This window comes from Erythrobacter tepidarius (assembly GCF_002155695.1).
GTDB classification, from domain to species: domain Bacteria; phylum Pseudomonadota; class Alphaproteobacteria; order Sphingomonadales; family Sphingomonadaceae; genus Erythrobacter; species Erythrobacter tepidarius.
In genome coordinates, this window is sequence record NZ_MUYJ01000016.1 from 1 (window position 1) to 21,530 (window position 21,530).

Below are 21,530 nucleotides of genomic sequence, written 5' to 3' on the forward strand. Positions count from 1 at the left end.
CCGTGCTCGAGGCAGGCTGCTTCGCCCATGCGAGGCGCAAGTTCTTCGAGCTGGCCGATGTCGTAAGCTCGGCCCGCAAGAAGAGTCGCGGACAGAGCGCCGCCATGATCTATCCGATCGCGCTCGAAGCCGTGCAGCGCCTCGATGCCCTGTTCGACATCGAGCGCGGCATCAACGGCAAGAGCCCGGCCGAGCGGCTTGCAGTTCGCCAGGAACTCAGCGCGCCGCTCATGGCCGAGCTCCACACCTGGCTGACCGAGCAGGTCGCCAAGCTATCGCGCGGCCATGATCTCACCAAGGCCTGCTTCTACATGCTCAAGCGCTGGGACGCGTTCACCCGCTTCCTCGACGATGGCCGGATCTGCCTCACCAACAACGCAGCTGAGCGCGCGCTCCGCTGCATCCCGCTTGGCCGCAAGGCATGGCTGTTCTGCGGATCCGATCGCGGCGGCCAGCGTGCCGTCATCATCTACACCCTGATCCAGACCGCCAGGCTCAACGATGTCGATCCGCAGGCCTGGCTCGCCGATGTCCTCGCTCGCATCGCCGATCATCCCGCCACCAGGCTCGATCAGCTGCTGCCTTGGAACTGGCGCAAGAGTGAAGGTCTGCTATCGCAGGCGGCATGACCCGCCAAAGCGCCATCGACAGTTTTACCGAGATCGCCACGCTGCGTATCGAGCTGAACGATTCCGACCCGCTCATCTGGCGAGAGCTCGAAGTCCCAACCTCCATCACCCTCAAGGTGCTGCACGAGATCGTCCAGACCGCCATGGGATGGCTCGACTATCACCTCTGGGAGATGGTCATCGATCACCAGACCTACGGCCTGCCCATGGACGAGGACTGGGGGACCGCTCCCCGCAAGGTCGCCTCCCGCACACGACTGCGCGATGTGCTTGCTCCCGGCACTACCCGGATTCATTATGTCTATGATTTCGGCGATTACTGGGAACACAGTTTGATCATCAGGGATGTCCGAGCTGGGGATCGCTCCACGGCATATCCGCGTTTCATCGCCGGTGAGCGCAACTGCCCTCCCGAGGACTGCGGCGGCATCCCGGGGTTCTACGAAATGCTCGAGGCGAGAAACGATCCGGACCATCCAGATCACGCCGATGTCAGCGAATGGCTCGACGACTACGATCCAGACGAACTCGATGTCTTCCCGATCAACGGCATCCTCGGCCGGATCGCCGCTCGTCGTAACGCCGCAGCAAAACGCATCATCAAACCCAGTGACCGCTAACTGAAACGGGTGCGGCCTTCACCGGATGGATACCCTGTATCCACAACAAAATTGGTGAAAAAAGTCCTACCGCGCCCTTTCGCGCGGCTGCGACTCGTGTCAAAAAGCAAAGTCCCGCTCAACCACTCGGGCTGAACGGGACTTTGTTGAACTGGGGCCGGCAGGGCCCTCAGCTGCTCTCCACCTCCCGTTGTATTCAACTTCGGGTTGCAGTCAAGGCTCCTGTCGCGCTCCGCAAGGAGTCACACACAATGCCAATTCAGCATGCCTTGCAGGTCTTCGAATACGAGGACCAGCGCCCCTTCCGCATCATCGACATCAACGGCGAGCCTTGGTTCGTGCTCGCAGACGTGTGCCGCGAGCTCGAAATTGCCAATGTCGGAGACGCCGCTTCTCGGCTTGATGACGACGAAAAAGATAACATCGGGATTACCGATGCTATCGGCCGCCAGCGCAAAACCGTCATCATCAACGAGTCCGGCCTCTACTCGCTGATCCTGACGAGCCGGAAAGCCGAAGCCAAGCGCTTCAAGAAGTGGGTGACCAAGGAAGTCTTGCCCTCGATCCGCAAGACCGGGGGCTATGGGCGGAACACGCCTGCGTTCATCCGTCGCTACAATCAGAATTGGGACCGGTGCGCCCTTGGGCACTTCTCGGTCATCAACGAGATTGTGGTGCGGCTATGGGGCCGGTTTGAACACCTCGGTCACATCCTCGCTGATGTCGCGCAAGATGGCCGTGAAATCAGACCTGACATCAGCGTCGGCCGGGGCTTCTCGAAATGGTTGAAGGATAACCATCCGACCGTGGCCGACAATTACACCTTCTACAGCCATTGGACACCTGCGGGTGAGTTCGACGCACGGCAGTATCCCGACGCAATGCTGCCCCTTTTCCGGGAATATCTTGATCAGGTCTGGATCCCGAATGAAGCGGAGCGTTACTTCAACCGGCGCGACCCGGCGGCCCTGCCCCACATTGGGCATCTGCTCCCGGCCCCGGCCAAAAAAGCCAGCTAAGACGGTGCAGGCGGGGCCGAAAAGCCCCGCCTCACTCATCCTCGGCCTGCCTTCATCGGCCGCCACAATCCACAGACCTGTTCCCCGATTGTTCTGATCGCTGGTTTCCTACAGATCGCCCCATCGGCACGGTCGACCCATGGGAAGCACGCGCCTTGAGCAGATCACCGACTTCGCCCGCAAGGGTTACAGGCTCTGGGTGAAGTGCCGCGCGTGCCATCACCGCGAACTGCTCGACCCGGTGCCGATCGCCATGCAATGCCATGCCCGCGGCTGGCCGCGTGACCTGGGCAGCCTCGGCGCCCGAATGCGGTGCACGGCTTGCGGGCATCGGGGCGCCGAATGCGGGCCGGGATAGGTCCTTCGGAAACCTGATCGACGCATGCCGCGCCCGCGCGTGAGCACGAAGTTGCAGTTTATCCGCACACGGCAGCAGCGAAGGCCTCTTCCTTCGATCCGGGCACTGCGGCCCTCGATGCTGCGCTCGCCCTCTCCCACTGTTCGATCACCTTGCCGCCGGCACTGTAAGCAAGAAACTGGACCGCGGCGTAGCGGTTCGTTCCGGCAGCGCAGGTGACGCGGTAGAGGGTAAGAGAGCGCCGGTAGGGCACGCTAGCGTCGCGATCATGTAGGCCTTGCACCCAAACCTCAATTGGTGTGCGAGTTACGCCGTTGGGCCCGAACGTGATCGAGGACGGTGCCGAGCCCCAATCATAGGTCTTGATGAAATAGCGCGACGATGCGGCGAACGCTGGCCACCAACAATTCTGGCGGAACTCGTTGCGCCAGAGCTTCACGTCGATCTGAACGAAGACGTTGGACGATGCCTCAGGATTGCAGAGCCCTTGCGCGTCTACGATCACCGGATCCTTTTCCCAAGATGCCCCATCAGCCGGCGTCCCCGGCCAGTCTTGAGCATGCGCCGCTTGGGCGGAAAGAAGTGCAAGGGCGGCGATGAGGGACTGCATGATCAATAGATTATCCCGTCTTGAGTAGCGCGCAAGCTGCGGATCGCTAAATGCGGGGCCGACCCGGAAGCCGACCCCGCAAAGATCAGAAGAGCGAGGGCTGGTCGGAGCCAGCGCCACGCTTCCCGGTGTTCACCTCGGACACGCGTCCTTGGTTCCAACCGAGATCCGCTGCGATATCGTGCTGAAACTCGCCAGCAGCGAGCCTCTGCTTAACCTCGAGGTAGACTTCGAGGGTGTAGGGAGCCCGGTGTGGGCTCTTGGGTCGTCGGGCCATGGTTTTTCCTTTGCCATGCGTCGACCGGCTTGACGGGGCCCCACCCATGTGGATATTCCCACGCTGGCTGGGGATTTTCCCGCTCCTGCTCGCCGGACAAGGAAAAGCAGGAGTTGCCCCGGCCAAAGGCCCTCGGTGGTAGGACACCGGGGGCTTTGTTTTTCCGGAGCAATCACGTGCAGGATTCCACGAGTCGGGAATAGGCACAAGGGGCCAAGTTCCGATTCTGTTCTACATCGGTGGATTGATTGACAGCAGCCTCGCGAAGGTTGCGCCGGACGGTCGATTTCGCCCTCGCAGTTGGAAGAGTGGTGGGCAGCGCGGGCGCCGCTCGCGTAACGGCCCAACAATCCGCCGGTTTCTGATCGAGTTGGGCGGATGGGATATCCTGCGCACCACACGCAAGCTAACGCTGGCGATCGAGGGCTGGGCATGCGGTGCTTGCGTGTTCGCGATCCATAACCGGGCGTTCGCCATCATCTGCCATGGCTCTGTCCCCACTCAGGAGGTGGGGAAATCACTCGCGCCACCCTTTGTGCGGTGCGCTCTTGATCCCGCTGCAGATCGAGCGCTCGCTCTGGATGCTCTTTCGCTAGCGTTTCGCGCTCCGCCTTGAGTTCAGCCTGTAGCGAGGACACCTCCGCTGCCACGGTTGCAATTCGCACGTGATGTTCGAGGAGATGCACCATAGTGGGCTCAAGTTTCGACCGGCTGAATCGCAACACGCGAGGAGGTTGACCCTTGTCGCGGTAGCTGAAGCAGAGATTATCACCATCCATCGTGGCGACGCACCTCCCAGCCACAACATCGTCGAGGATGCTACGAGACTGTTCAAGTTGCCGGCGGTCTGCGGCAATGGCTTCGGCACGTTTTTCACTTTCGGCCAGATCAGCTGCGGCTTGCTTTTTCAGTCCAGCAAGCAGTTGACCTTGATTGACAAAGCCTATGACCCAATCCGGTGCTCTCTGTTTCAGGGTCGACGCGACACTTGGAGGGAGCGTCTTCGCCAGTGCCGCGCTGATGATTACTTTACCTTCGATATTGAGGCTTGCCTGCCCAAGCGCCGGGTTGATGAGGCGAACAGCCTCGAGCCATTCCGTCTGAGTCTTCTCTGCTGCTTGGACCTTGGCCTGTCTTGCACGGGCGCTCTCTAGGCTTCTGCCGAACTCGTCGATCGCTTCCTCGAGTTGGCGTTCTTTTGCAGCACAATAATCCATGCGCCTCTTCAGGTCGGCGATCGCAGCGGTGTGCTGCTGCACGGCCGCATCGTGCTGCTCCCTCTCAGCCGCAAGTTGACGCTTGCGCTCTTCGACCTTTACGCGTTCCTCGTCGAGTTTCTTCTCCTTCGATGCCAAGTCAGCCAATGCTTGGCGCACTCGCTCGAGAGCTTTCGCCAATGCGCGTGCCATCGTGACGATCGCGCTAGGCAACGGAGAAGCAAAAGCAGCCTTCTCATCGTCGCTCATTCTAGAACGGTCCATACGGACGCCGTCGCTGCCCTCTCGAAGCTCAAGGCCATTCCGATCGTCGGCAGCGCGCGCGAGGAGGGACAATTGCGCATAGTGCCACTTCCGTTCCTGTTCAAAACTAGCTCGCTCAGCCTGAACCGTCGAAATGCTGGCGCGGGCTTCATTGATTGCAGCTTCAGAAGCCACACGGTTGCGGCGCGCAGCCTCTGAGTCTGCTGCAGCCTTTCTCAATTCCTCCGATGCGACGCCAAACAGAGTTTTGAGATCGGCTTGCCGCCGTTCGATCTCTGAAGTCTTCTGACGCAGTGCCTCTTCTGCCGATTGCCGTTCCAGTTCGATCGAGATGCGAGCACGCTCAGCCTCCTGCTTCAACCTGTCCGCCTCATACCGAAGCTGTTCGGCGAACGCTTTTTCGCGCTCTGCTTGATCCCGATCTCGCTGCGCCTTCTTGCGCTCCAACGCAGCAGCATCTCGCTCAGCTGCGGCTTGCTCGACCAACTGCTGTAAGCTCTTCTCCTGTTCGGCGACCTTCCGTATTCCTTCCTCCGCCTCGGCCTTCATGCTCTCGAGCTCCTCCTTGCGGAGCTCTTCAGCGCTCTTCCAATCTGGGCCGGGATTAGCCTTGGGGTCGCCACGCTGCACGCCTGGGAGCTTCATCTCATCGCGGAAATACGCGAAGATTGCGTCCTGCATGGCCTGCCCACGCCCGCGACTTGAGTTGCTTCGGTTGTGCTTTTCCGCGAGCGCCTCTTCATGGACCGTGACGCTCACCGCCAACCTGGAGGTTTTCTTGGTCTTCTTGATGTATTTCGGGGCTACGAAGATGTCGACGATGTGTCGACCCTGCTCATCGCGATCGATCCGGTCGGCGAAAATTGACTGTTCGCCAAAGATTGTTTCGACAATCCGCCGTGCATGATGAAGCATGTGCTGGGGGTTTTCACCATCGACCAGATCCTTCGGGAACTGGATAATGACGTGCTTCGCGACGGTCTTGCATTTTGGCACGAACGCGTCCTGCACATGCTTACAGTACAGCTTCCAAAGATCGAGGCCGGTGCTCGTAACGGGAGGGTCCTTGGAGATCGCGCGGGCCTTCGACGTCACATCGAGGCGCTTGCCGTGCCTTTCTGCCGCGGTGAGGTCAGCTTTGCTCAGACACACGGCTCGGATGGAACCTGAGATACCGGCGACGGGGCTGCGTCTCATTTTGCCCTCCGCGCGACGATGTTGTGGACGTAATGAAAGTACACGGTGAGGTGTTGAGCATCCGCGACGATCGGCCGGACGCCGAAGGCAATTTGCGCAAGCTGTAGACCTGTGTACGAAGTTGACGCGTCTTCTTCGCGATCAGACGTGTTGATGACTGCGCGGGCGGCGTGAAGCGTGGACGCTGAGCACCTCGCAAGATTGGTGGCGGCTGCGGTGCTCTTTTTTGTCGCCAGCCTCCACGGTAAGGGGGGTAGTCCCAAAAAAAGCCGAACACGCTCGGTTTTTTTCCTGACGGAAAAAAGCGTGCCAGGGGAGAGCCCCTGGACCCCCGTCGGACCTGCGGTCCGAGGCTTTCCGATCCATCGGAAAGCCGGCTCACCGCACGCACGGCGGTGATGGACAGCGCCCCTTGCAAGGGGACGCTGATGCGGTGAAGGAGCAGCCGTGTTCGTCATCACTGAGCCTCCCTTGTCGGTATTGGCTTTGTGCTGACGAGCGGCGGCTCGCCTGACCCCGCTTCCCGCGGGGTCGGCTCACCGGCCGACGGCTGCTCATTCACCGGCGAAGTGACTGCTTCGCCCATGCACTTCGCAGATGTGTCGCTCTCGCCCGTGCAGGGCTTGTTCACGCCTGCCGGATGGGTGGCTTTGCCACCCCCGTCGGCGTGAGAGAGCGACCCATCCTTGATTACGCGGCTGTTTTCACCGGACGAGTATGACCGGGCATCCGATTGGCCGCTTGCATGCTCGCCATTCCGTGACCCGGCCGAGAGATGATGTCGGAGAACAGGGTCTTCGTCATCATCATCACGGTAGGTATACCGATCCATGTCGATGCCAAAGTCCGGCTCGGCAGGGGATGAAGCGAACACGTTCGGCGAACACGACTGGCCACCAGTCGGCTGCCGTGGTGCTTGCGCTGCGCTCGCCACGGCAACGATGGCTTCTTCATCGTCAGGTGGTGCGGTCTCCTGTCCGTTGGAACACCGCACAGGTTTGCCGTTCGCGTTCGGTTCAGGTGATGATGCATGGGCGGAGGTGTCAGCGACGACGTTTGCTGTTTCGCTCGACGATCCCGCCGACGTCTGTGGCGTGGTAGGCTCACTATCGTGATGTTGCACACCGCGATGCTCGTCCGTCTCGGAGACCAACTGCTCTTCGCCGCTGGCCAGGTCGACGGCGTCGTCATTTTCGATGACCGGCATCGAAAGCGCTCGCTGCAGCTGGGCCAAAAGCTGGTCGATGATCTGCACGTGAGCTTTAGCTTGCTCTTGAATCGCCAGGATGGAAGCCATGGCCCCTGAGCCCAACATCTTCTGCGTGAGCCATCGTTTCGTGTAGTCACTGTAGGTCTCGAGGCTACCTTCACCGCCGCACAAACCCCGCAGCTCACGCACAGGAGGTGCGTGCCCTTTGGTGAAGAAGTAGCCGTCGAGGATCCTAGCCACCTCTACGAAGGGCGGAGCTTTGCGTTGAGGCATTGAACTTCCTTTTGCCAGATTCGAGTGATCGCTTCACCACGAGGGTGGAAGAGCGAGCCTTTTTCAGAAAAAGGCAAAAGAGTATTATAGAATGACTTCTACGCATCTGGTTGCCCATCACCCCTGCCAGCACACGCTTAATCGCGTTAAAACAACATTTCACCGTATAATCCCAATATGTTCTTTTTTCGATCCTGCTTAGTTTCCGCCTCTCTGTTGCATCACGCAACATGGCAGCACGTCTTTCGGAAGTAATCGCCTCAGAAAGGAGCCTAGCGCTTGCCAATTCGTGAGGGCTCGTCGGCTGCTGCACGAGTTTTATCTAGGGGCTTCGGGTCTGAACATTGCTCAGTCTTTCGACCGCGATGTGCGTCGACCGCTAAACGCAGCACCCATGCCGCCGGTGAAGGAAAAGCCCTCTCGCAGCCGAGCTGCATGAGGTTGGCTGGGTGAAGGAAAAAGGTTCCTTCGGCCGACCTCGTGGAAGCGAGGTAATGCATGAACAGCTTGAATGACGAACTTGGCCGGAAGGCCGGTGAGGCAGCCGACGACAACGTCCGCGTCCTGCGGCGGATCGCCCGGCTGGACGACTGGCCTAAGATGGGCGACCCGGACCGGCCAGGGATGACGATCGCCGTGGTGGATACCGAAACCGAGGGCCTGGACCCGGACAGCGACCAGATCATCGAACTCGCCGCAGCCCTGGTGCAGACCGACATCGAGGGCCGCATCACCCGTATCATCGACAAGGCCTATGGCCTGCAGGATCCGGGCCGACCGCTGTCGCCGAAGATCACAAAGCTCACCGGCCTGGATGACCACAAGCTCGCAGGCCGCGCGATCGATGTGGAGAGGATGACCGCCTTCTTCGCCCGTGCCGATGCGGTCCTGGCTCATGGCGCGCGGTTCGACGCGGGCTTTTGCCGGCGTCTCCTCCCGGGGATCGAGCATGTCCCCTGGGTCTGTTCACTGAACGATGTCGACTGGCTCGCGCAGGGCTTCGATGGCAGGGCGCTCGGACATCTGCTGATGCAGCAGGGCCTGTTCGCACCCAAGGCGCACAATGCAGGTGATGACGTGACCGCGACCATCAACCTGCTCGCCACGGTGCTGCCGAACGGCCGCACGGTCTTGGCAGAGGCGCTGGCGAATGCACAGACCACGACCATCCGGTTGGACGTCGAAGGCCAGACCTTCGATGCGCGTGGCGATCTCAAGCGCCGAGGTTATCGGTGGGATTGGGACCGCAAAGTCTGGTCGCTCGAGACCAGCGAGTTCCAGGCCGATTGGGAGGAAAGCTGGATCGCGCGGCACTGCACACGCGTGACGGTCACAAGGACACCGGTCACCTGGCTCGATCGCCACTGCTGAATGAAAGGCTGCAGGCCACGCCGGTGCTCCGGTGTCGCCTGCAGGAGTGTGAAACGGGCGGGCAGCACACCCGCCCGGCATTCCTCACGTTGTCAGAGAATGAGTGAGCCTGCCTGAGAGAAGGAAAAAAGGAAGGCTTGGGTCCGTCCCATGAGGAGCGGCCCGTCACTCCAACCCAAGGAAATACGAAGATGATCGATCTGAACCTCGGCGGGGCCTGTCCCCGCCGACCCATCACCCATGCGCTCCCCAGGGCCATGAAGGACCCCCATGCACCACAGGATGGGGACCTCGGCGACTGCGACCTCGGCGTGGTTGCGATCAACGGCAGCATGGCGGCCGGCGTTGATCTGCTCGCCGCCATCGCCATGCGGTCCGGCAAGGACTGGCTCATGGCCAACTTTCGGGACGAGGTCACCACGATGTGCAGCGGTCTCGTGATCCTGCGCCACACTGGTGCCGGACTCCTCGTCAGCATGGTCGAGCCGTGCGTGCTGCATAGGGGGGCGCCGATGATGCTCGTGACCCTCGATCGCAAGTTGGCTTTCGAGATGATGCCGGACGGCCGGATGGTCGATCGTCCGGTGCCGAGGCCGGCCCGCGTGAAAGAAGGCGTCGAGCGGGGCTGGAGCGAACTTGTTCGCCGAATGCGTGCGCTGATCACAGAAGCCGGCGTCTTCCGTCACAAGAGCGTGGAAATCCATATCCTGCCGACGAGCTGATCGGCCATCGTTCGGCGCGTGGACGTGGATTGACCAGCCACTGACCACCCGTCGATCGGTCCGCCCTCCCATCATCATCCCTCCACCAGACGGGCGGCGCTCCCAAGCGGAGTGCCGCCCGTCTGTATTCGTCCAAGGATCTTCCCATGCCCCATCCCGGCCATCCCCCGGTGTTGGCCTCTGTCATCATCGTCCGCAATCGCCCCTTCCTCCAACGGGGCTCGGCGATCTCCCACATCGCCCTGTTCACCGTCACCCGGTGCGGCAGGCGGGCGGCTCGCTTCAGCGTCAGCAAGGCCGCCTTCGATCCCACTACGCCGCGGGCTGCCATCATCGACGGCTTGTGCGCGCGCATCCCGCCAGGCGCCGAGGTGCTGGTGCGTGAGCCGCGGCTTTCGGATCATGCCTTCCACTTTATCGTCACAGCAGGTGACGTCATGCCGCCTTGCGACAACACGCTGATCGCCCGCCGCCTGCCCGGCTCGACCATGCTGCCGCTCGCGGTTCGCGACAGGCAGCTTGCCGAGTTGGGGCGGAGCATCGGCCTCGACCTGCCGGGGCCGCAGTCCACACCGTTGAGGCGCAGCCGTAGCGCACCGGAGCAGGCGATGGCTCTGTGGGCCGCCTACACCGCCGGCTTCTGCTCGCGGCGAGAAGCCGAGTGCCTGTTCGCGGCCTTCCATGCCTGGCGAGCCATCGAACAGGCCCGGCCGGTCCCGTTCTGACACTGCCTGCGATCCAACTGCGCCTGCGCAGCACCTATCTCACCACCACAAGGAGAACCTATGACCCTGTCCCACCCATACAAATACACTTTCCTCGACACCGAGAGCGCATGGGACCGCGATCTGATCGCGGCTAATGAGGAGATACATCCGGACTGCCAGCACAATCGGATCGCCTCACGCTGCATCAGCGCCGCCGCTCTCTTTGACCTCGATATCTTGGCAGACGGCGCCGTGTCATTTGGCGCCGTGAATTCCTGGAGCGAATACACGCACAAGTCGGATCTCGCAGTCACCAAGGCCCTGTTCGGCAGCCTCACCGAGCGCGCCGACCGCGTGGTCGTCACGTGGGGCGGGTTGCCAGTCGACCAGCAGGTGCTGACACTCACCGCGATGGAATACGGGTTGGTCTTGCCACCACAGCTGCGCGAGCCCGTATTCGGCGGGCGTCAGCGCATGCACCTTGACCTGTCACTCGCAATGCGCGCAGGCGGCAAGACGTGGCACCACCTGAGCGAGGTCGCCTATCGAATTGGCGTTCCCCTAAGCCTCCTGCGCAACAAGGCCCGGTTCTTCGAGACACGGACACCGGCCGACTGGCACCTGCTTCTCGGGCACTGCGAAGCGGATACTCTCATCACGGCCATCGTGATGATCGCTTGGCGTATCGCGCAGGGTTCGCCTGGCCTTCGGTTCGAACCCGCCGTGATCGGCATGATCGGCGCCTTCCTTCGCCAGCGCCCTGCGCATCCTATGGCGGTTGCGCTCAAAGCCTTCAGCGCCGATCTCGAGCGATGGATCAGCGCATCCCAGGAGGCGGCTTGACTCAGAAAATGGGTTGACGTGGATGATCGGCACCTAGAGCTAGCAATCCGGATGGCGATGATGTTAGAGCGCGCCGAAGCATATTTGGCGCCTCCATCCGGTTTGCCTTCATGGGCATGTTTCGCAGGGGATCGCATGAAATCGATAGAGCTATTCGCGGGTGCCGGCGGGCTTGGAATAGGCACTGGGAAGGCCGGTTTCCGGCCGGTGGAGGTGGTCGAGTGGGATGACTACTGCGTCGAGACCATCCGCGAAAATCAGGGCAGGGACGTGTCTATCGTAAAGGGGTGGTCGCTGGTGCATGGCGACGTGCGCGACGTGTCGTTCACCCGTTGGGAAGGCAAGGTCGAGCTGATCTCTGGCGGTCCCCCCTGCCAGCCGTTCTCCCTCGGAGGCAAGCACCGGGCACACCGTGACGACCGCGACTTGTGGTCGCAGGCAGTCCGGGCGGTCCGGGAGTCGCGCCCTCGCGCGTTCATCTTTGAGAATGTGAAGGGCCTCACACGGGCGACCTTCGCCACGTATCTGTCCTATATCCAGCTCCAGCTCCAATATCCCTCCCTCGCCCGCCGGGACGCCGAGGATTGGCAGGAGCACCTCGGCCGCTTGGAGCGGCACCACACTTCCGGGGCACCCTTGGAATACCGGCTGGTGACACGGCTGGTGAACGCGGCGGACTACGGGGTTCCACAGCGCCGGGAGCGGGTGTTCTTTGTCGGGTTCCGGGAGGACCTCGGGGTCGAATGGAGCTTCCCGGACGGGGAGTTCAGCGCCGATGCCCTAATCTGGGAGCAGGCGGTGACGGGCGAGTATTGGGAGCGGCTGGGCGTCGCCAAGCGGGACCGGGTGCTGTCGCCCCGAGCCGAAGCCCGCGCTCGCACTCTCCGCAAGCTCGGGCGGGAGGCTATCGCCACGAAGGCGTGGCGCACCGTCCGGGAGGCGCTGTTGGACTTGCCCGACCCCGAGCACCAGCCCCACGCCTCGGCATTGCTCTTGAACCATCGCTTTCAGGGCGGCGCTCGCACCTACCCCGGACACACCGGAAGCCCGCTTGATGCCCCCGCAAAGACACTCAAGGCGGGCGTCCACGGGGTGCCAGGTGGCGAGAATATGTTGCTCCGCCCGGACGGGAGCGTCCGCTACTTCACCGTCCGAGAGAGCGCGCGCCTGCAAACCTTCCCGGACGACTACAAGTTCCACGGCTCTTGGACGGAGACCATGCGCCAGCTTGGCAACGCCGTGCCAGTGCGGCTGGCGGAGACCGTCGCCCGTGACGTGGCGGGGCACCTGAAAGCGGTCGCAGCGTGACGCGGGGCTACTACGAGTTTGAGTTTAAGCTCCCCGAGGCGCTCCTCTCGCAGATTGTCGAGAGGTTCACCGCCGCCGAGCCGGGGTCGCTGGTGCCTGAAAACTTGGCGGAGATACCGGACGCACAAGGGGTCTATCAGCTTCTCTATCGGGGCGAGCTGGTCTACATCGGCAAGACGGATGCCGAGGCAGGCTTGCGGGCGCGCCTAGAGCGGCACTGTCGGAACGTGCAGCACCGCGTCGGGATTGAGCCGGGGGAGGTGCAGTTCAAAGCTCTCCGGGTGTTCGTGTTCACCGCCGTGGACTTGGAAACCCAGCTTATCGCCCATTACGGACGCGAAGCCGCCGGATGGAACGGGAGCGGGTTTGGCGCGAATGATCCGGGCCGGGAGCGGGACACCACGCGGGCCAAGGAAGGGCACTTCGACCTTGCGTTCCCGCTAGACCTTGACCGGCCCTTGAACGTGGACCTTGCCGGGTGCGAGACTGTCGCGGCGGCGCTGTTCCGGGTGAAGGCGTCCGTGCCTTATGTGTGCCGCTTCGAGCTGGCCGGTGGCAGGCGCCAAGCGCACCCCGAGCTGGTCGCTACCCCGCTGCCCCTGTGCCCTGTGCCCCTTACCATGCGCGGTTTTCTTTCAGCGATTGTCGCTGCCCTTCCGGCAGGGTGGCAGGCAACTAGCTTGCCTGGGCGGGTTATCCTATACCGTGAGGCTCGCGATTACCCTCACGGAGACGTCATCGCACGAAGCTGATTGTGGGGAGCGACGCGATTACCAACGCGATGCGCGCGCTGACGCGCGGCGCAGCGCAGGCCACATGAGCTTCGTCTGGCGCGCGGTCATCCAGAAACCCGACCTGCTGGAGGCGATCGGCTTCGTCCGCACCCGCGCCGGGCTGAGGGTGCAGGGCATTAAGCTGGAGGCCGACGTCGACATCATGTCCTCGGACGAGGGGCTGTCGTTCCGGACGGCGAACATTTCCTACGATTGTCCAGCCGAACGCGAATGGCCGTCGCCGATCAGAGCCAACGGCGCCGTTATGCGGCGACTGGCGCCGAAGCTCGAGGGCGATGAAATCACCCTGACCTACGGTCGGGGGCGCTGATCCTCAACACGACCCGTATTCCGGCACGCGAGCTATAGGGACAGCGCGGGACTGCCGCTGATCGCAGCAGCCCCGCGCCACCGGCTAAGAGCGCTTCAAGCGCGGCTTGCCTGTCCGGGACCGGTGATTGATCGGCAGCAGCTTGACGGGGTGCGGCTGAAGATGAGCGGTTGCGACATCGGTCCACCTCGCCATGAACGCCTTGTATTCGGCGAGCACCTTATCGACACCATGCGTCTTGGTGCGCTTGGAGTAGTGCAAGGCATTGGTGCCGGTCCGAGCATGGCCCATTACGTCAGCTCGCATGAGGTCGGGGGCTTCTGACGTGGCGTAGAAGCTAGAGCCCAGCGAGCGGATCGAGTGCATGTCCGCCTGCTTGCCTGACATCACGTTGACCGGGATCGGCATGTGCAGCCCGATCCAGTCCCTCATGTGTCCCCAGGCGATGTTGCGGAACTGGTGCCCACCGACTCGCGCTTCATTGAGGTAGAGCTCCGGGAACAGAGCCTTGTGGCCTTCAGCCCGGATGACGCGCACGTAGTCGGCGAAGCCGAGGCGAAGGAGCTCGTCATGCAACGGGATCATTCGGCCGCGCTTGGCATTCTTTTCCCCTCCATCGACCCCATCCTCTGCGCGCAGTTCGTTGTTCTGGATGACGAGGTTAGGAACGGCATCGTCGATGTGCACCTCGTCAGCGCGCAGGCCAGCAATTTCGTTCAGCGTGGCGTGGGTGTAGTAGAGCAGGATCGGCAGCCAATAGGCCGCGTCCTGATACACGGCCGTTCCCGCTTCCGCACTGAGACGGCGCAGGTGCCCACCACCACCGGTCCAGATCGGGGCCGAGAAAAGGCACCTCATGTGCTCCGGCGTCCACGGCGGGCGCTCAGTCTTTTCGGATATTTTTTTGTGCTTCCCGAACTTGACCGCGCCAACGTCGAGCGCCTTCGTATTCGCGGCCTTAGGTGCCCACTCGTCTTCAGCGAGGATCTGATAGGCGGTCGACATGTAGGAGAGGTCACGCTTGATCGTGTTGACCGAGCGGGCGTTGGCGGGTGTGACCTTCAGCGTCGCAACCACCTCGTCAAACGGCCGATCGAAATCCTTGGCGGGACGGTAGTCACGCGGCATTTCGAGGAGGGCGTTCTTGAACTTCGCGACGTCGGCGTGGTTGTATTCGCCGAGGGGCTTGTCGCCAGTTACCCAGGCGAAGGTGCGCAGCACGCGCTCATATTGCGCCAGCCCCCTGTTCCAGTGTCCCGCCGCCCGAGCAAGCCTGAGGATTTTGGGGATGACCTCGCTGAACTTCGCGGTGTGATAGGTCTTGAACAGGCAGTCATCCCGGCCAGATGCGACCGGCGCAACAGCCGCGGAAGCGGGGGAGGGCAGAGCAGCAGGCTGTGGCGTCGCTGGTGCGGGCGGCGCGAATGTCAGCGGCTCGCCATTGCGGCGGCGCTTGGCGAGGAGCGCCGCTTCCTGGTCGAATGCCGACTGCACATCCTCGTCAAAGAAGTGTGCCGCTAGCCGATGAGCTTCAGCTCGGGCTGCCAGATGGATGTGCCGGAGGCGACCAATCACAGCATCGGTCGGTTCGATGCCGAGACCTTCGGCCACCAAGGCCAGCGTCTCTTCATCCATGGTGTCTTTCCCGCATGTGCGGTCGAGATCGCATGCCACCAACTCGATATCCCAGTCGTCGTGGCCGGCAGCGGCAAGTGTCTGACGCTGCGCATCCGTGAGTTCGTTGGTCGTTCCAGGACGCTGGGCGATGTCATAGGCGCTAGCTTGGGTGCGGTGGTCAGCGATGCGGGCAAGCGGGTCGCGTGAGGGGTCGTGGAACTCCGATACGAAGGTCGCGAGGCAATGGCGGAGCTCCGTTTCGAACAGGGACTTGAGCGTGTCCGCGTCGAGTTCCCGGTTCGATTCGTAGAAGGCATTCACAGTCCGTCTCACCTGGTCGAATTGCGCGGCGAGCCCGGTTGCGCGCTCGCGAGCCTCCTGCCCATTGCAGGTCGAAAGCGGCACTACGATAGTGAAATCCTTGCCGTTCTGGAAGCGGACGCGGCGCCGGAAGTAGTAGCGCCCGGACCGGCGGATGCTGAAAGGTATCTTGGGCATTGAAGGGCTCTCCGAGATGCCTCGGTGAACCGGCATGTGATACATTACGTAACACTCCGCCTCACCGAGAGGTGAAAAGCGGTTTTCCTTCAATGCTTTGCAAGAAAAGTGGTCGGGGAGACAGGATTCGAACCTGCGACCCTCTGCTCCCAAAGCAGATGCGCTACCAGACTGCGCTACTCCCCGCGCTGCGGTTTTCCTTAGGTTTGGCGCCGTTCCGGTGCAAGCGGAACGTGTGGCAAGTGGCAGCTGGTGACAGAGCAAGGCCAGAACCGCCAGCCGCAATCCCGAAACAGTCCCGGAACCCTTCCGATGCCGTTCCCCTTGACCACCGCCGCGCTGGCCATTTCTGCTTGCTCGCCCCCGCCCCGGTGGGCCCGGCAGGATTCGAACCCGCGACCTAGCCGTTATGAGCGGCCAGCTCTAACCGCTGAGCTACAGGCCCCGATCAATGCGTACCGGAGACAGGGCGAGGGTTAGCCCCTACTCCGGCGCAAGGGCCGAGACAAGCGCGCAAAGCTTTCCCTAGCCGACGCTGGCCGCCAGAATCTCTGCCACGGTGCAGCTGCGCACGCCGCGCCGGGCAAGCTCGGCATACACCGCGGCAAACCATGCATAGAGCGCCTCGACTGCCGCTTCGTCAGAGGCATAAGGCGTCAGTCCGGGCGCCAGCGTCGGACTGTGGAACGATAGCACCAGCACCGGCAAGCCGCTGTCGAGCGCGATGTCGATGCCGCGCATCGCCTCTTCGATGGAGACCCCTTCGGGTGTCAGCGCGATGCGTTCGAGCAGGGCGAGCCGCGACAGCGCGCCGAGCGCGCCGGGGATCCGCGCACCGAGCCGCTGCAGCGGCACGCCGAAATTGCGCAACAGGCCCGCGTGAACGCTGGTGACTGGCAGTTCGAGCAGCCTGCGCTCTGCATCGACCCAGTAGGGTGCGAGCGGGTGGTAGGAATAGTCTGGCCCACCTTGGCTGCTGTAATCGAACAGCGGTCGCACCGAGGTATCGATCCGAATTCCCACGGCCTTGAGCATATCCGCGGTTCTCGGCCCAAGCCCGTAGCGCCCGGCGCGGTAGATCAGCGGCGCGCTGGAGAAAGCGGCCTCTATCGCATCGCGCAAGGCGCTGAACTTGGCCGCTTCGAGCGCGGGCGGGAGATTGCCGGCGAAAGAGTTGAAGTGGGTAATCTCCTCCTCGAACGGCGGGTTGACCCAAGGGTGAAGCTGCACCCCGACCTCGGCGGTGCCGCGTTGGATTGCATCGCCGATGATCTCTACCGCGCGCGAATCGCTGACGATCGGCCAGTCGACCAGATAGACGGGATGCGCGCCGATTGCCTCGCAGAAGCTCTGGAAACGCGGGATCGCCGCGACATGGCTCAGGCCGCCCCCTTCGCGGCTGAAGGGGGCATCCCAGTCAAATTCCTCTTCGGTGTCGACGGTCAGCAGCACGCGCGGGCCGAACCCCGGAGCCAGCCGCGCTGCGGCACCGGCAGGCGGCGGCACCAGCATCGATTCCGTCGCCATGCGTCACTTCCCTCGTCTGCCCTAAGGCGCGTGTGCCGCCGCACCACCCACAGCAGGGCTAGGCAAGGTGTCAGAGCCGGTCAAGAGCGGCAAGGTCAGCACCACAGCATTGCCTTCGCGCACCAGCGCGCCGCCAGCCGCGCGGACCTCTGCGCGCGCGAGCCGCAAGGCAAAACCCGCGCCGAACAGGCCGGTGTTGATCATCCCGTCTGCCGGACGGACAGTGGCGGCAAACAGATCTTCTGCGCGGGCGAGCTCGGCGGGAAGGGTGCAGGACAGTCGAGCGAGCGCCTGGCCCTGGCCGATCACCGGCGCCAGCTCAGCCGTCAGCCTTTCGCCTTCACCACAGGCCGCCCCGATACTCGCCAGCAGGCGCCACAGCATCGCCTCGGCATCCTCGGCATCGCACGGCACCAGCAGACTGGTTTGCGCCGCGGTATCGAGCGCGATCCCGGCGCCGCGTGTCTCCAGCACCGGCGCGATCTGGCCGAGCATTCGCAGCACCAGCGTGGCCAGATCGGCCTCCCCCGGCGCGATCCCCAGCGCCCCGGTTTCGAGCCGCGCGAGCCGGTCGAGCTCCTCGAAGCCGGCAAGGATATGCGCGGCATCGGCGGCGATCGCAGCGGCCAGCGCGCGATATTCATGGGGCGCGGGCCCGAACAATTGTTGCTGGATCACCTCGGCATAGCCCTGGACGGCGGTGACCGGGGTGCGCAGCTCGTGCAGCAGCTGGCGGATACGGTCGGCCTCGCGCGCCTCGGGTGCCTGTGATTGGGCCGGATCCGCGAGCGCCCGGCGGAAGCGTCCGACATAACCGGTGAAATGGCCTTCGAGGCTGAAGCCGGGCTGGGCATCGAGTGTCCATTCCCCCGCAATCGCGGGTGCGCCCGACAGCACGAAAGGGGCGCCGGTGATCGGCTGGCGCCGGGCGAAAGCCCGGCCGATACTGTCGCCGGGCGCGGCATCGGCCGGCTGCGGGCTGACCAGCCTTGTGCCGATCACCATGGCCGCAACTTCGGGCGTTGCCCATTCGATCCGTCCTGCGGCGTCGGCGGTGAAGGCGAAACCGGTGACCGGACGTTCGGGCAGCTCGACCAGTTCGCCGAGCGGCAGGCGCGGCGAGAGATCGGTCTCGCCGGCGCTCTTGCTGCGCTCGCGGCGGAACTGGGCGATGCGTTCGACCAGAGCGGAAATCTCGCTGCGCCCGGTTTCGTCGCGATCAGGCCGGGTTACTGGTGCCGGCGCGGGATCGCGGCGGCGTGGCCGCGGGGCGGGCGGAGGCGGCGCCTGCGGCGCGGCATGCGGGGGCGCGACGGGGATGGTCGCCTCCGGCATCGCCTCGGCATTGCGGCCTTCGGGTGACGGGAGAGCGCGATCATGCACACCCAGCTGCGCCAGCAGCGCCTCGACATCGACCGGCAAGTCGCGGCGCAGGCGCAGGAAGCCGCGCGCGCGCACTGGCAGGCGCGGGATCAGCGCGGTCCAGTCCTCGGCCGTCAGATCGGCGCGCGACAGGGCGGCGATGGCGACATCGGGTTCCTGATCGGCGAGATGCGCGGCAAGATCGGGACTGCGGAAACGCCAGCCCGCCTCACGGATCATGCCGGCGCGCTCGGCAGCGGGGATCGCTTCGGCCAAGGCATCCATCCGCAGCCACGCGGCGGCGACAAGGCTCTGGTGCTGCGGTCCGCCGCGATGGACCCGATCCTTGCCGAGCAGGTCGAGCAATTGCCGATACTGCGTGCGCAAGCCCCGCTCGCCAGAGGCGCGCTGGCGCAGCACGGTGGCAAGGCGGTCATCGAAAAACAAGCGGGGACTCCTGAAACCTGGCCCGAGTTCTGGTTCAACCGGCGCTGCGCCGTTCGAATCGGAGGCGGATTCTGCCTCCGCCTGCCACTGTCTAGCGCCACCAGCCTGCCATGATCTAACAGGATAGCGAAATTGTCACAGTCTGACGCGCAAGGTGCGTTGCAAAGCGGGACAATTGCTGGCAAACCTAATAATATTAGCGAAGCGAGCCATCCGGCACGCCTCTTCTTACTTTCGGGATCATCGGGCCGCGGCGTTGGCGTGTAAAGAACGTGCCGGCCGGCAGGGAGCTTTAGCAGAGTGGCCAATCTGGATGACATCGACCGCCGACTGCTGGCGGAACTGCAGGCGCAAGGACGCATGACCAATGTCGAGCTGGCGCAGCGTGTCGGGCTGACTGCCCCGCCGTGCCTGCGCCGGGTGCGCGGGCTCGAGGAAGACGGGGTGATCCGCGGCTATCACGCCGATCTCGATCCCTCCAAGCTCGGCTTTGCCATCACCGTCTTTGCGATGGTCAGCCTCAAGAGCCAGGCCGAAAGTTCCCTGCGCGAATTCGAGGAACACATGAAGGCGCTTCCCGAAGTGCGCGAGTGCCACATGCTCAATGGCGAGATCGACTTCATCCTCAAGATCGTGAGCAAGGACCTCCAGAGTTTTCAGGAATTCCTGACCGGCAAGCTGACCCCGGCGCCCAATGTCGAAAGCGTGAAGACCTCGCTGACGATCCGCACCGCCAAGCAGGAGCCGGGCGTCCCGCTCTAAGGCTGCGGGGCTGGACAAAGAGGGGCCTGTCTCGCGCAGTTGCGCCGGATGCCGCAGGGCCAGTCCCAAGCCGTGGCTCCAGCGGCTTGTGCGCGCCAAGGGCTTCGCCCGGCCTGATGACCGGAAAGCACGGTGCGGTGCTGCGCGAGAGAAGCTCTAATGCAGCTTGAGCTTGGGCCGCACGATGCGGTTCACCCGGCCGATCATCATCAGGAAGATCGCCTTGATCCAGCCGTGGATGCCGATCAGGTGCAGCCGATAGAGCGAAGTGTAGATGAACCGAGCCAGCCGCCCCTCGATCGCCATGCTCCCGCCGATCAGGTTGCCCATCAGGCTCCCCACGGTCGAGAAGCGCGAGAGGGAAACGAGCGAGCCCTTGTCACGGTAGACGAAACGTTCGAGCGGCCTGCCTTCCTGCATCCGCACGATGTTGGTGAACACGGTTTCGGCCATCTGATGGGCGGCCTGCGCGCGCGGCGGGATCGGGCGATCCGCGCCGGGCGGGGTATAGCTGGCGCAGTCGCCCAAAGCGAAGATCGCGGGATCGACCGTGGTCTGGAGCGTGTCGGTGACGATGATCTGGTTTCGCGAATTGGTTTCCAGGCCCAAACTGCTGAGGAAATCCGCGCCCTTCACGCCCGCGGCCCAGACGATCAGATCGGCCTCGATCACTTCGCCCGACTTGGTGATCAGTTGGCGGGAACGGGCCTCGATCACCTGCGTGGCGGGCCGCACTTCCACGCCCAGCCGGCCTAACTCATAGGCTGCGGCATTGGCCAACTTTTCGGGCAGGGCAGGCAGGATGCGCGGGCCGGCCTCGAGCAGGGTGACGTGCATCCGGCTCTCGTCAAACACCTCCAGACCGTAGTGCCTCAGCGCCCCTGCCGCGTTGTAGAGTTCCGCCGCCAGTTCCACCCCAGTCGCCCCGCCGCCGACAATGGCGACGCGCACCTGTTCGTTGGCGGTGGGGTCGTTCATCATCGCCCTGCTAACGCGCAGGCAATGATTGAGCAGGCGGGTGCGGAAGCGGTCCGCCTGTTCGCGGCTGTCGAGGTAGAGGCAATGCTCCTTCACCCCCTTTACGCCGAAATCGTTGGAGATCGAGCCGATGGCGAGGGCCAGAATGTCGTAGCGGATGGTGTGGCCCGCGATCAGCTCGCTGCCGTCTTCGTCCTTCACGGGCGCAAGGCTGATGGTCTTGGCGGCCCGGTCGATGCCTTCGAGGCTGCCCTGGAAGAAACGGTAGCCCCAGCGGTAGCAATGCCCGCGATAGCCAACCTCGTCGAGGTTCGCGTCCAATGACCCGGCGGCGACTTCGTGCAGCAAGGGCTTCCAGATGTGGGAGAGGTTCTTGTCGACCAGAATGATGTCGTGCCGCTTGCGCCCATACTTGGCCCCGAGCCTGCGCACCAGCTCCAGCCCCCCGGCGCCCCCGCCGACGACGACAATCTGGGTCTTGCGGTTCATCGAACACTCCTTCGCGCAAGCGCGCCGCGCAGGCCCGGACATGGCCATAGCCCGGCGGCAAAACAAAATCGCGTCAAATCATGTCGCTGGACTGCGGCATGAGCGTTCTCGAAGGGGAGGC

Annotated in this window: 18 protein-coding genes and 2 tRNA genes; 11 read left to right on the forward strand and 9 right to left on the reverse strand. The window is 63.3% G+C overall.

Going from position 1 to position 21,530, the window contains the following annotated elements:
• From tnpC to BZF61_RS14060, 3 genes are all read left to right on the forward strand, one after another.
• The coding region (gene tnpC, locus BZF61_RS14050; protein WP_143736998.1) for an IS66 family transposase at positions 1-629 on the forward strand (629 nt) is incomplete at its 5' end.
• A complete protein-coding gene (locus BZF61_RS14055) occupies positions 626-1,249 on the forward strand; it encodes a plasmid pRiA4b ORF-3 family protein (protein WP_027443935.1) in 624 nt (207 codons plus the stop codon). The genes tnpC and BZF61_RS14055, both read left to right, overlap by 4 nt.
• A gap of 251 nt (positions 1,250-1,500) precedes the next feature.
• Positions 1,501-2,268: a BRO-N domain-containing protein gene (locus BZF61_RS14060; protein ID WP_086620028.1), complete on the forward strand. Its 768-nt coding sequence runs from the start codon at positions 1,501-1,503 to the stop codon at positions 2,266-2,268.
• A 416-nt stretch (positions 2,269-2,684) separates the two neighbouring features.
• Here BZF61_RS14060 and BZF61_RS14070 read toward each other — a convergent pair whose 3' ends face one another.
• The 3 genes from BZF61_RS14070 to BZF61_RS15660 form a co-directional block, all read right to left on the reverse strand.
• Positions 2,685-3,236, reverse strand: a complete 552-nt coding sequence (locus tag BZF61_RS14070) for a hypothetical protein (protein WP_086620030.1) — start codon at positions 3,234-3,236, stop codon at positions 2,685-2,687.
• Positions 3,237-3,989: 753 nt separating this feature from the next.
• Positions 3,990-6,191, reverse strand: a complete 2,202-nt coding sequence (locus tag BZF61_RS14075; protein WP_086620031.1) for a coiled-coil domain-containing protein — start codon at positions 6,189-6,191, stop codon at positions 3,990-3,992.
• A 457-nt stretch (positions 6,192-6,648) separates the two neighbouring features.
• Entirely contained in the window at positions 6,649-7,674 is a 1,026-nt protein-coding gene (locus BZF61_RS15660) for a hypothetical protein (RefSeq protein ID WP_143737083.1), read from the reverse strand.
• A gap of 498 nt (positions 7,675-8,172) precedes the next feature.
• On the opposite strand from BZF61_RS15660, the gene BZF61_RS14085 reads away from it, so the two are divergent.
• From BZF61_RS14085 to BZF61_RS14115, 7 genes are all read left to right on the forward strand, one after another.
• Positions 8,173-9,045 carry a 3'-5' exonuclease gene (locus tag BZF61_RS14085; protein WP_086620033.1) on the forward strand — a complete coding sequence of 291 codons (873 nt, stop codon included), beginning with the start codon at positions 8,173-8,175 and terminating at the stop codon, positions 9,043-9,045.
• A gap of 191 nt (positions 9,046-9,236) precedes the next feature.
• Positions 9,237-9,767 carry a hypothetical protein gene (locus BZF61_RS14090; RefSeq protein WP_143737085.1) on the forward strand — a complete coding sequence of 177 codons (531 nt, stop codon included), beginning with the start codon at positions 9,237-9,239 and terminating at the stop codon, positions 9,765-9,767.
• Positions 9,768-9,913: 146 nt separating this feature from the next.
• The gene (locus BZF61_RS14095; protein ID WP_086620035.1) at positions 9,914-10,492 is read left to right on the forward strand and encodes a hypothetical protein; all 579 of its coding nucleotides are present in this window, start codon (positions 9,914-9,916) and stop codon (positions 10,490-10,492) included.
• 60 nt (positions 10,493-10,552) lie between these two features.
• Positions 10,553-11,317, forward strand: coding sequence for a hypothetical protein (locus BZF61_RS14100; RefSeq protein ID WP_086620036.1), 765 nt, complete (start codon positions 10,553-10,555; stop codon positions 11,315-11,317).
• A gap of 135 nt (positions 11,318-11,452) precedes the next feature.
• On the forward strand, positions 11,453-12,625 hold the full coding sequence (locus BZF61_RS14105; protein ID WP_086620037.1) for a DNA cytosine methyltransferase: 1,173 nt from the start codon (positions 11,453-11,455) through the stop codon (positions 12,623-12,625).
• Positions 12,622-13,377 (forward strand): GIY-YIG nuclease family protein, encoded by a 756-nt coding sequence (locus BZF61_RS14110; protein ID WP_086620038.1) that lies wholly within the window; start codon positions 12,622-12,624, stop codon positions 13,375-13,377. The genes BZF61_RS14105 and BZF61_RS14110 overlap by 4 nt, the downstream gene beginning before the upstream one ends.
• A 64-nt stretch (positions 13,378-13,441) precedes the next feature.
• The gene (locus BZF61_RS14115) at positions 13,442-13,729 is read left to right on the forward strand and encodes a hypothetical protein (protein WP_086620039.1); all 288 of its coding nucleotides are present in this window, start codon (positions 13,442-13,444) and stop codon (positions 13,727-13,729) included.
• An 84-nt stretch (positions 13,730-13,813) separates the two neighbouring features.
• Here the strand turns inward: BZF61_RS14115 and BZF61_RS14120 are convergent, their stop codons facing one another.
• From BZF61_RS14120 to BZF61_RS14140, 5 genes are all read right to left on the reverse strand, one after another.
• Positions 13,814-15,844 carry a site-specific integrase gene (locus tag BZF61_RS14120; protein WP_086620040.1) on the reverse strand — a complete coding sequence of 677 codons (2,031 nt, stop codon included), beginning with the start codon at positions 15,842-15,844 and terminating at the stop codon, positions 13,814-13,816.
• Positions 15,845-15,953: 109 nt separating this feature from the next.
• Positions 15,954-16,030 (reverse strand) — tRNA-Pro (locus tag BZF61_RS14125).
• 186 nt (positions 16,031-16,216) lie between these two features.
• Positions 16,217-16,289: transfer RNA gene (locus tag BZF61_RS14130), tRNA-Ile, on the reverse strand.
• An 80-nt stretch (positions 16,290-16,369) separates the two neighbouring features.
• The gene (locus BZF61_RS14135; RefSeq protein WP_086620041.1) at positions 16,370-17,371 is read right to left on the reverse strand and encodes a polysaccharide deacetylase family protein; all 1,002 of its coding nucleotides are present in this window, start codon (positions 17,369-17,371) and stop codon (positions 16,370-16,372) included.
• Positions 17,372-17,392: 21 nt separating this feature from the next.
• Positions 17,393-19,180 carry a histidine kinase dimerization/phospho-acceptor domain-containing protein gene (locus tag BZF61_RS14140; RefSeq protein WP_086620042.1) on the reverse strand — a complete coding sequence of 596 codons (1,788 nt, stop codon included), beginning with the start codon at positions 19,178-19,180 and terminating at the stop codon, positions 17,393-17,395.
• A gap of 300 nt (positions 19,181-19,480) precedes the next feature.
• Here BZF61_RS14140 and BZF61_RS14145 point away from each other — a divergent pair, with 300 nt between their 5' ends.
• Positions 19,481-19,942 (forward strand): Lrp/AsnC family transcriptional regulator, encoded by a 462-nt coding sequence (locus BZF61_RS14145; RefSeq protein WP_086620043.1) that lies wholly within the window; start codon positions 19,481-19,483, stop codon positions 19,940-19,942.
• Positions 19,943-20,098: 156 nt separating this feature from the next.
• On the opposite strand, the gene BZF61_RS14150 is transcribed toward BZF61_RS14145, so the two are convergent.
• Positions 20,099-21,409: an NAD(P)/FAD-dependent oxidoreductase gene (locus BZF61_RS14150; protein WP_086620044.1), complete on the reverse strand. Its 1,311-nt coding sequence runs from the start codon at positions 21,407-21,409 to the stop codon at positions 20,099-20,101.
• Positions 21,410-21,530 lie beyond the last annotated feature (121 nt).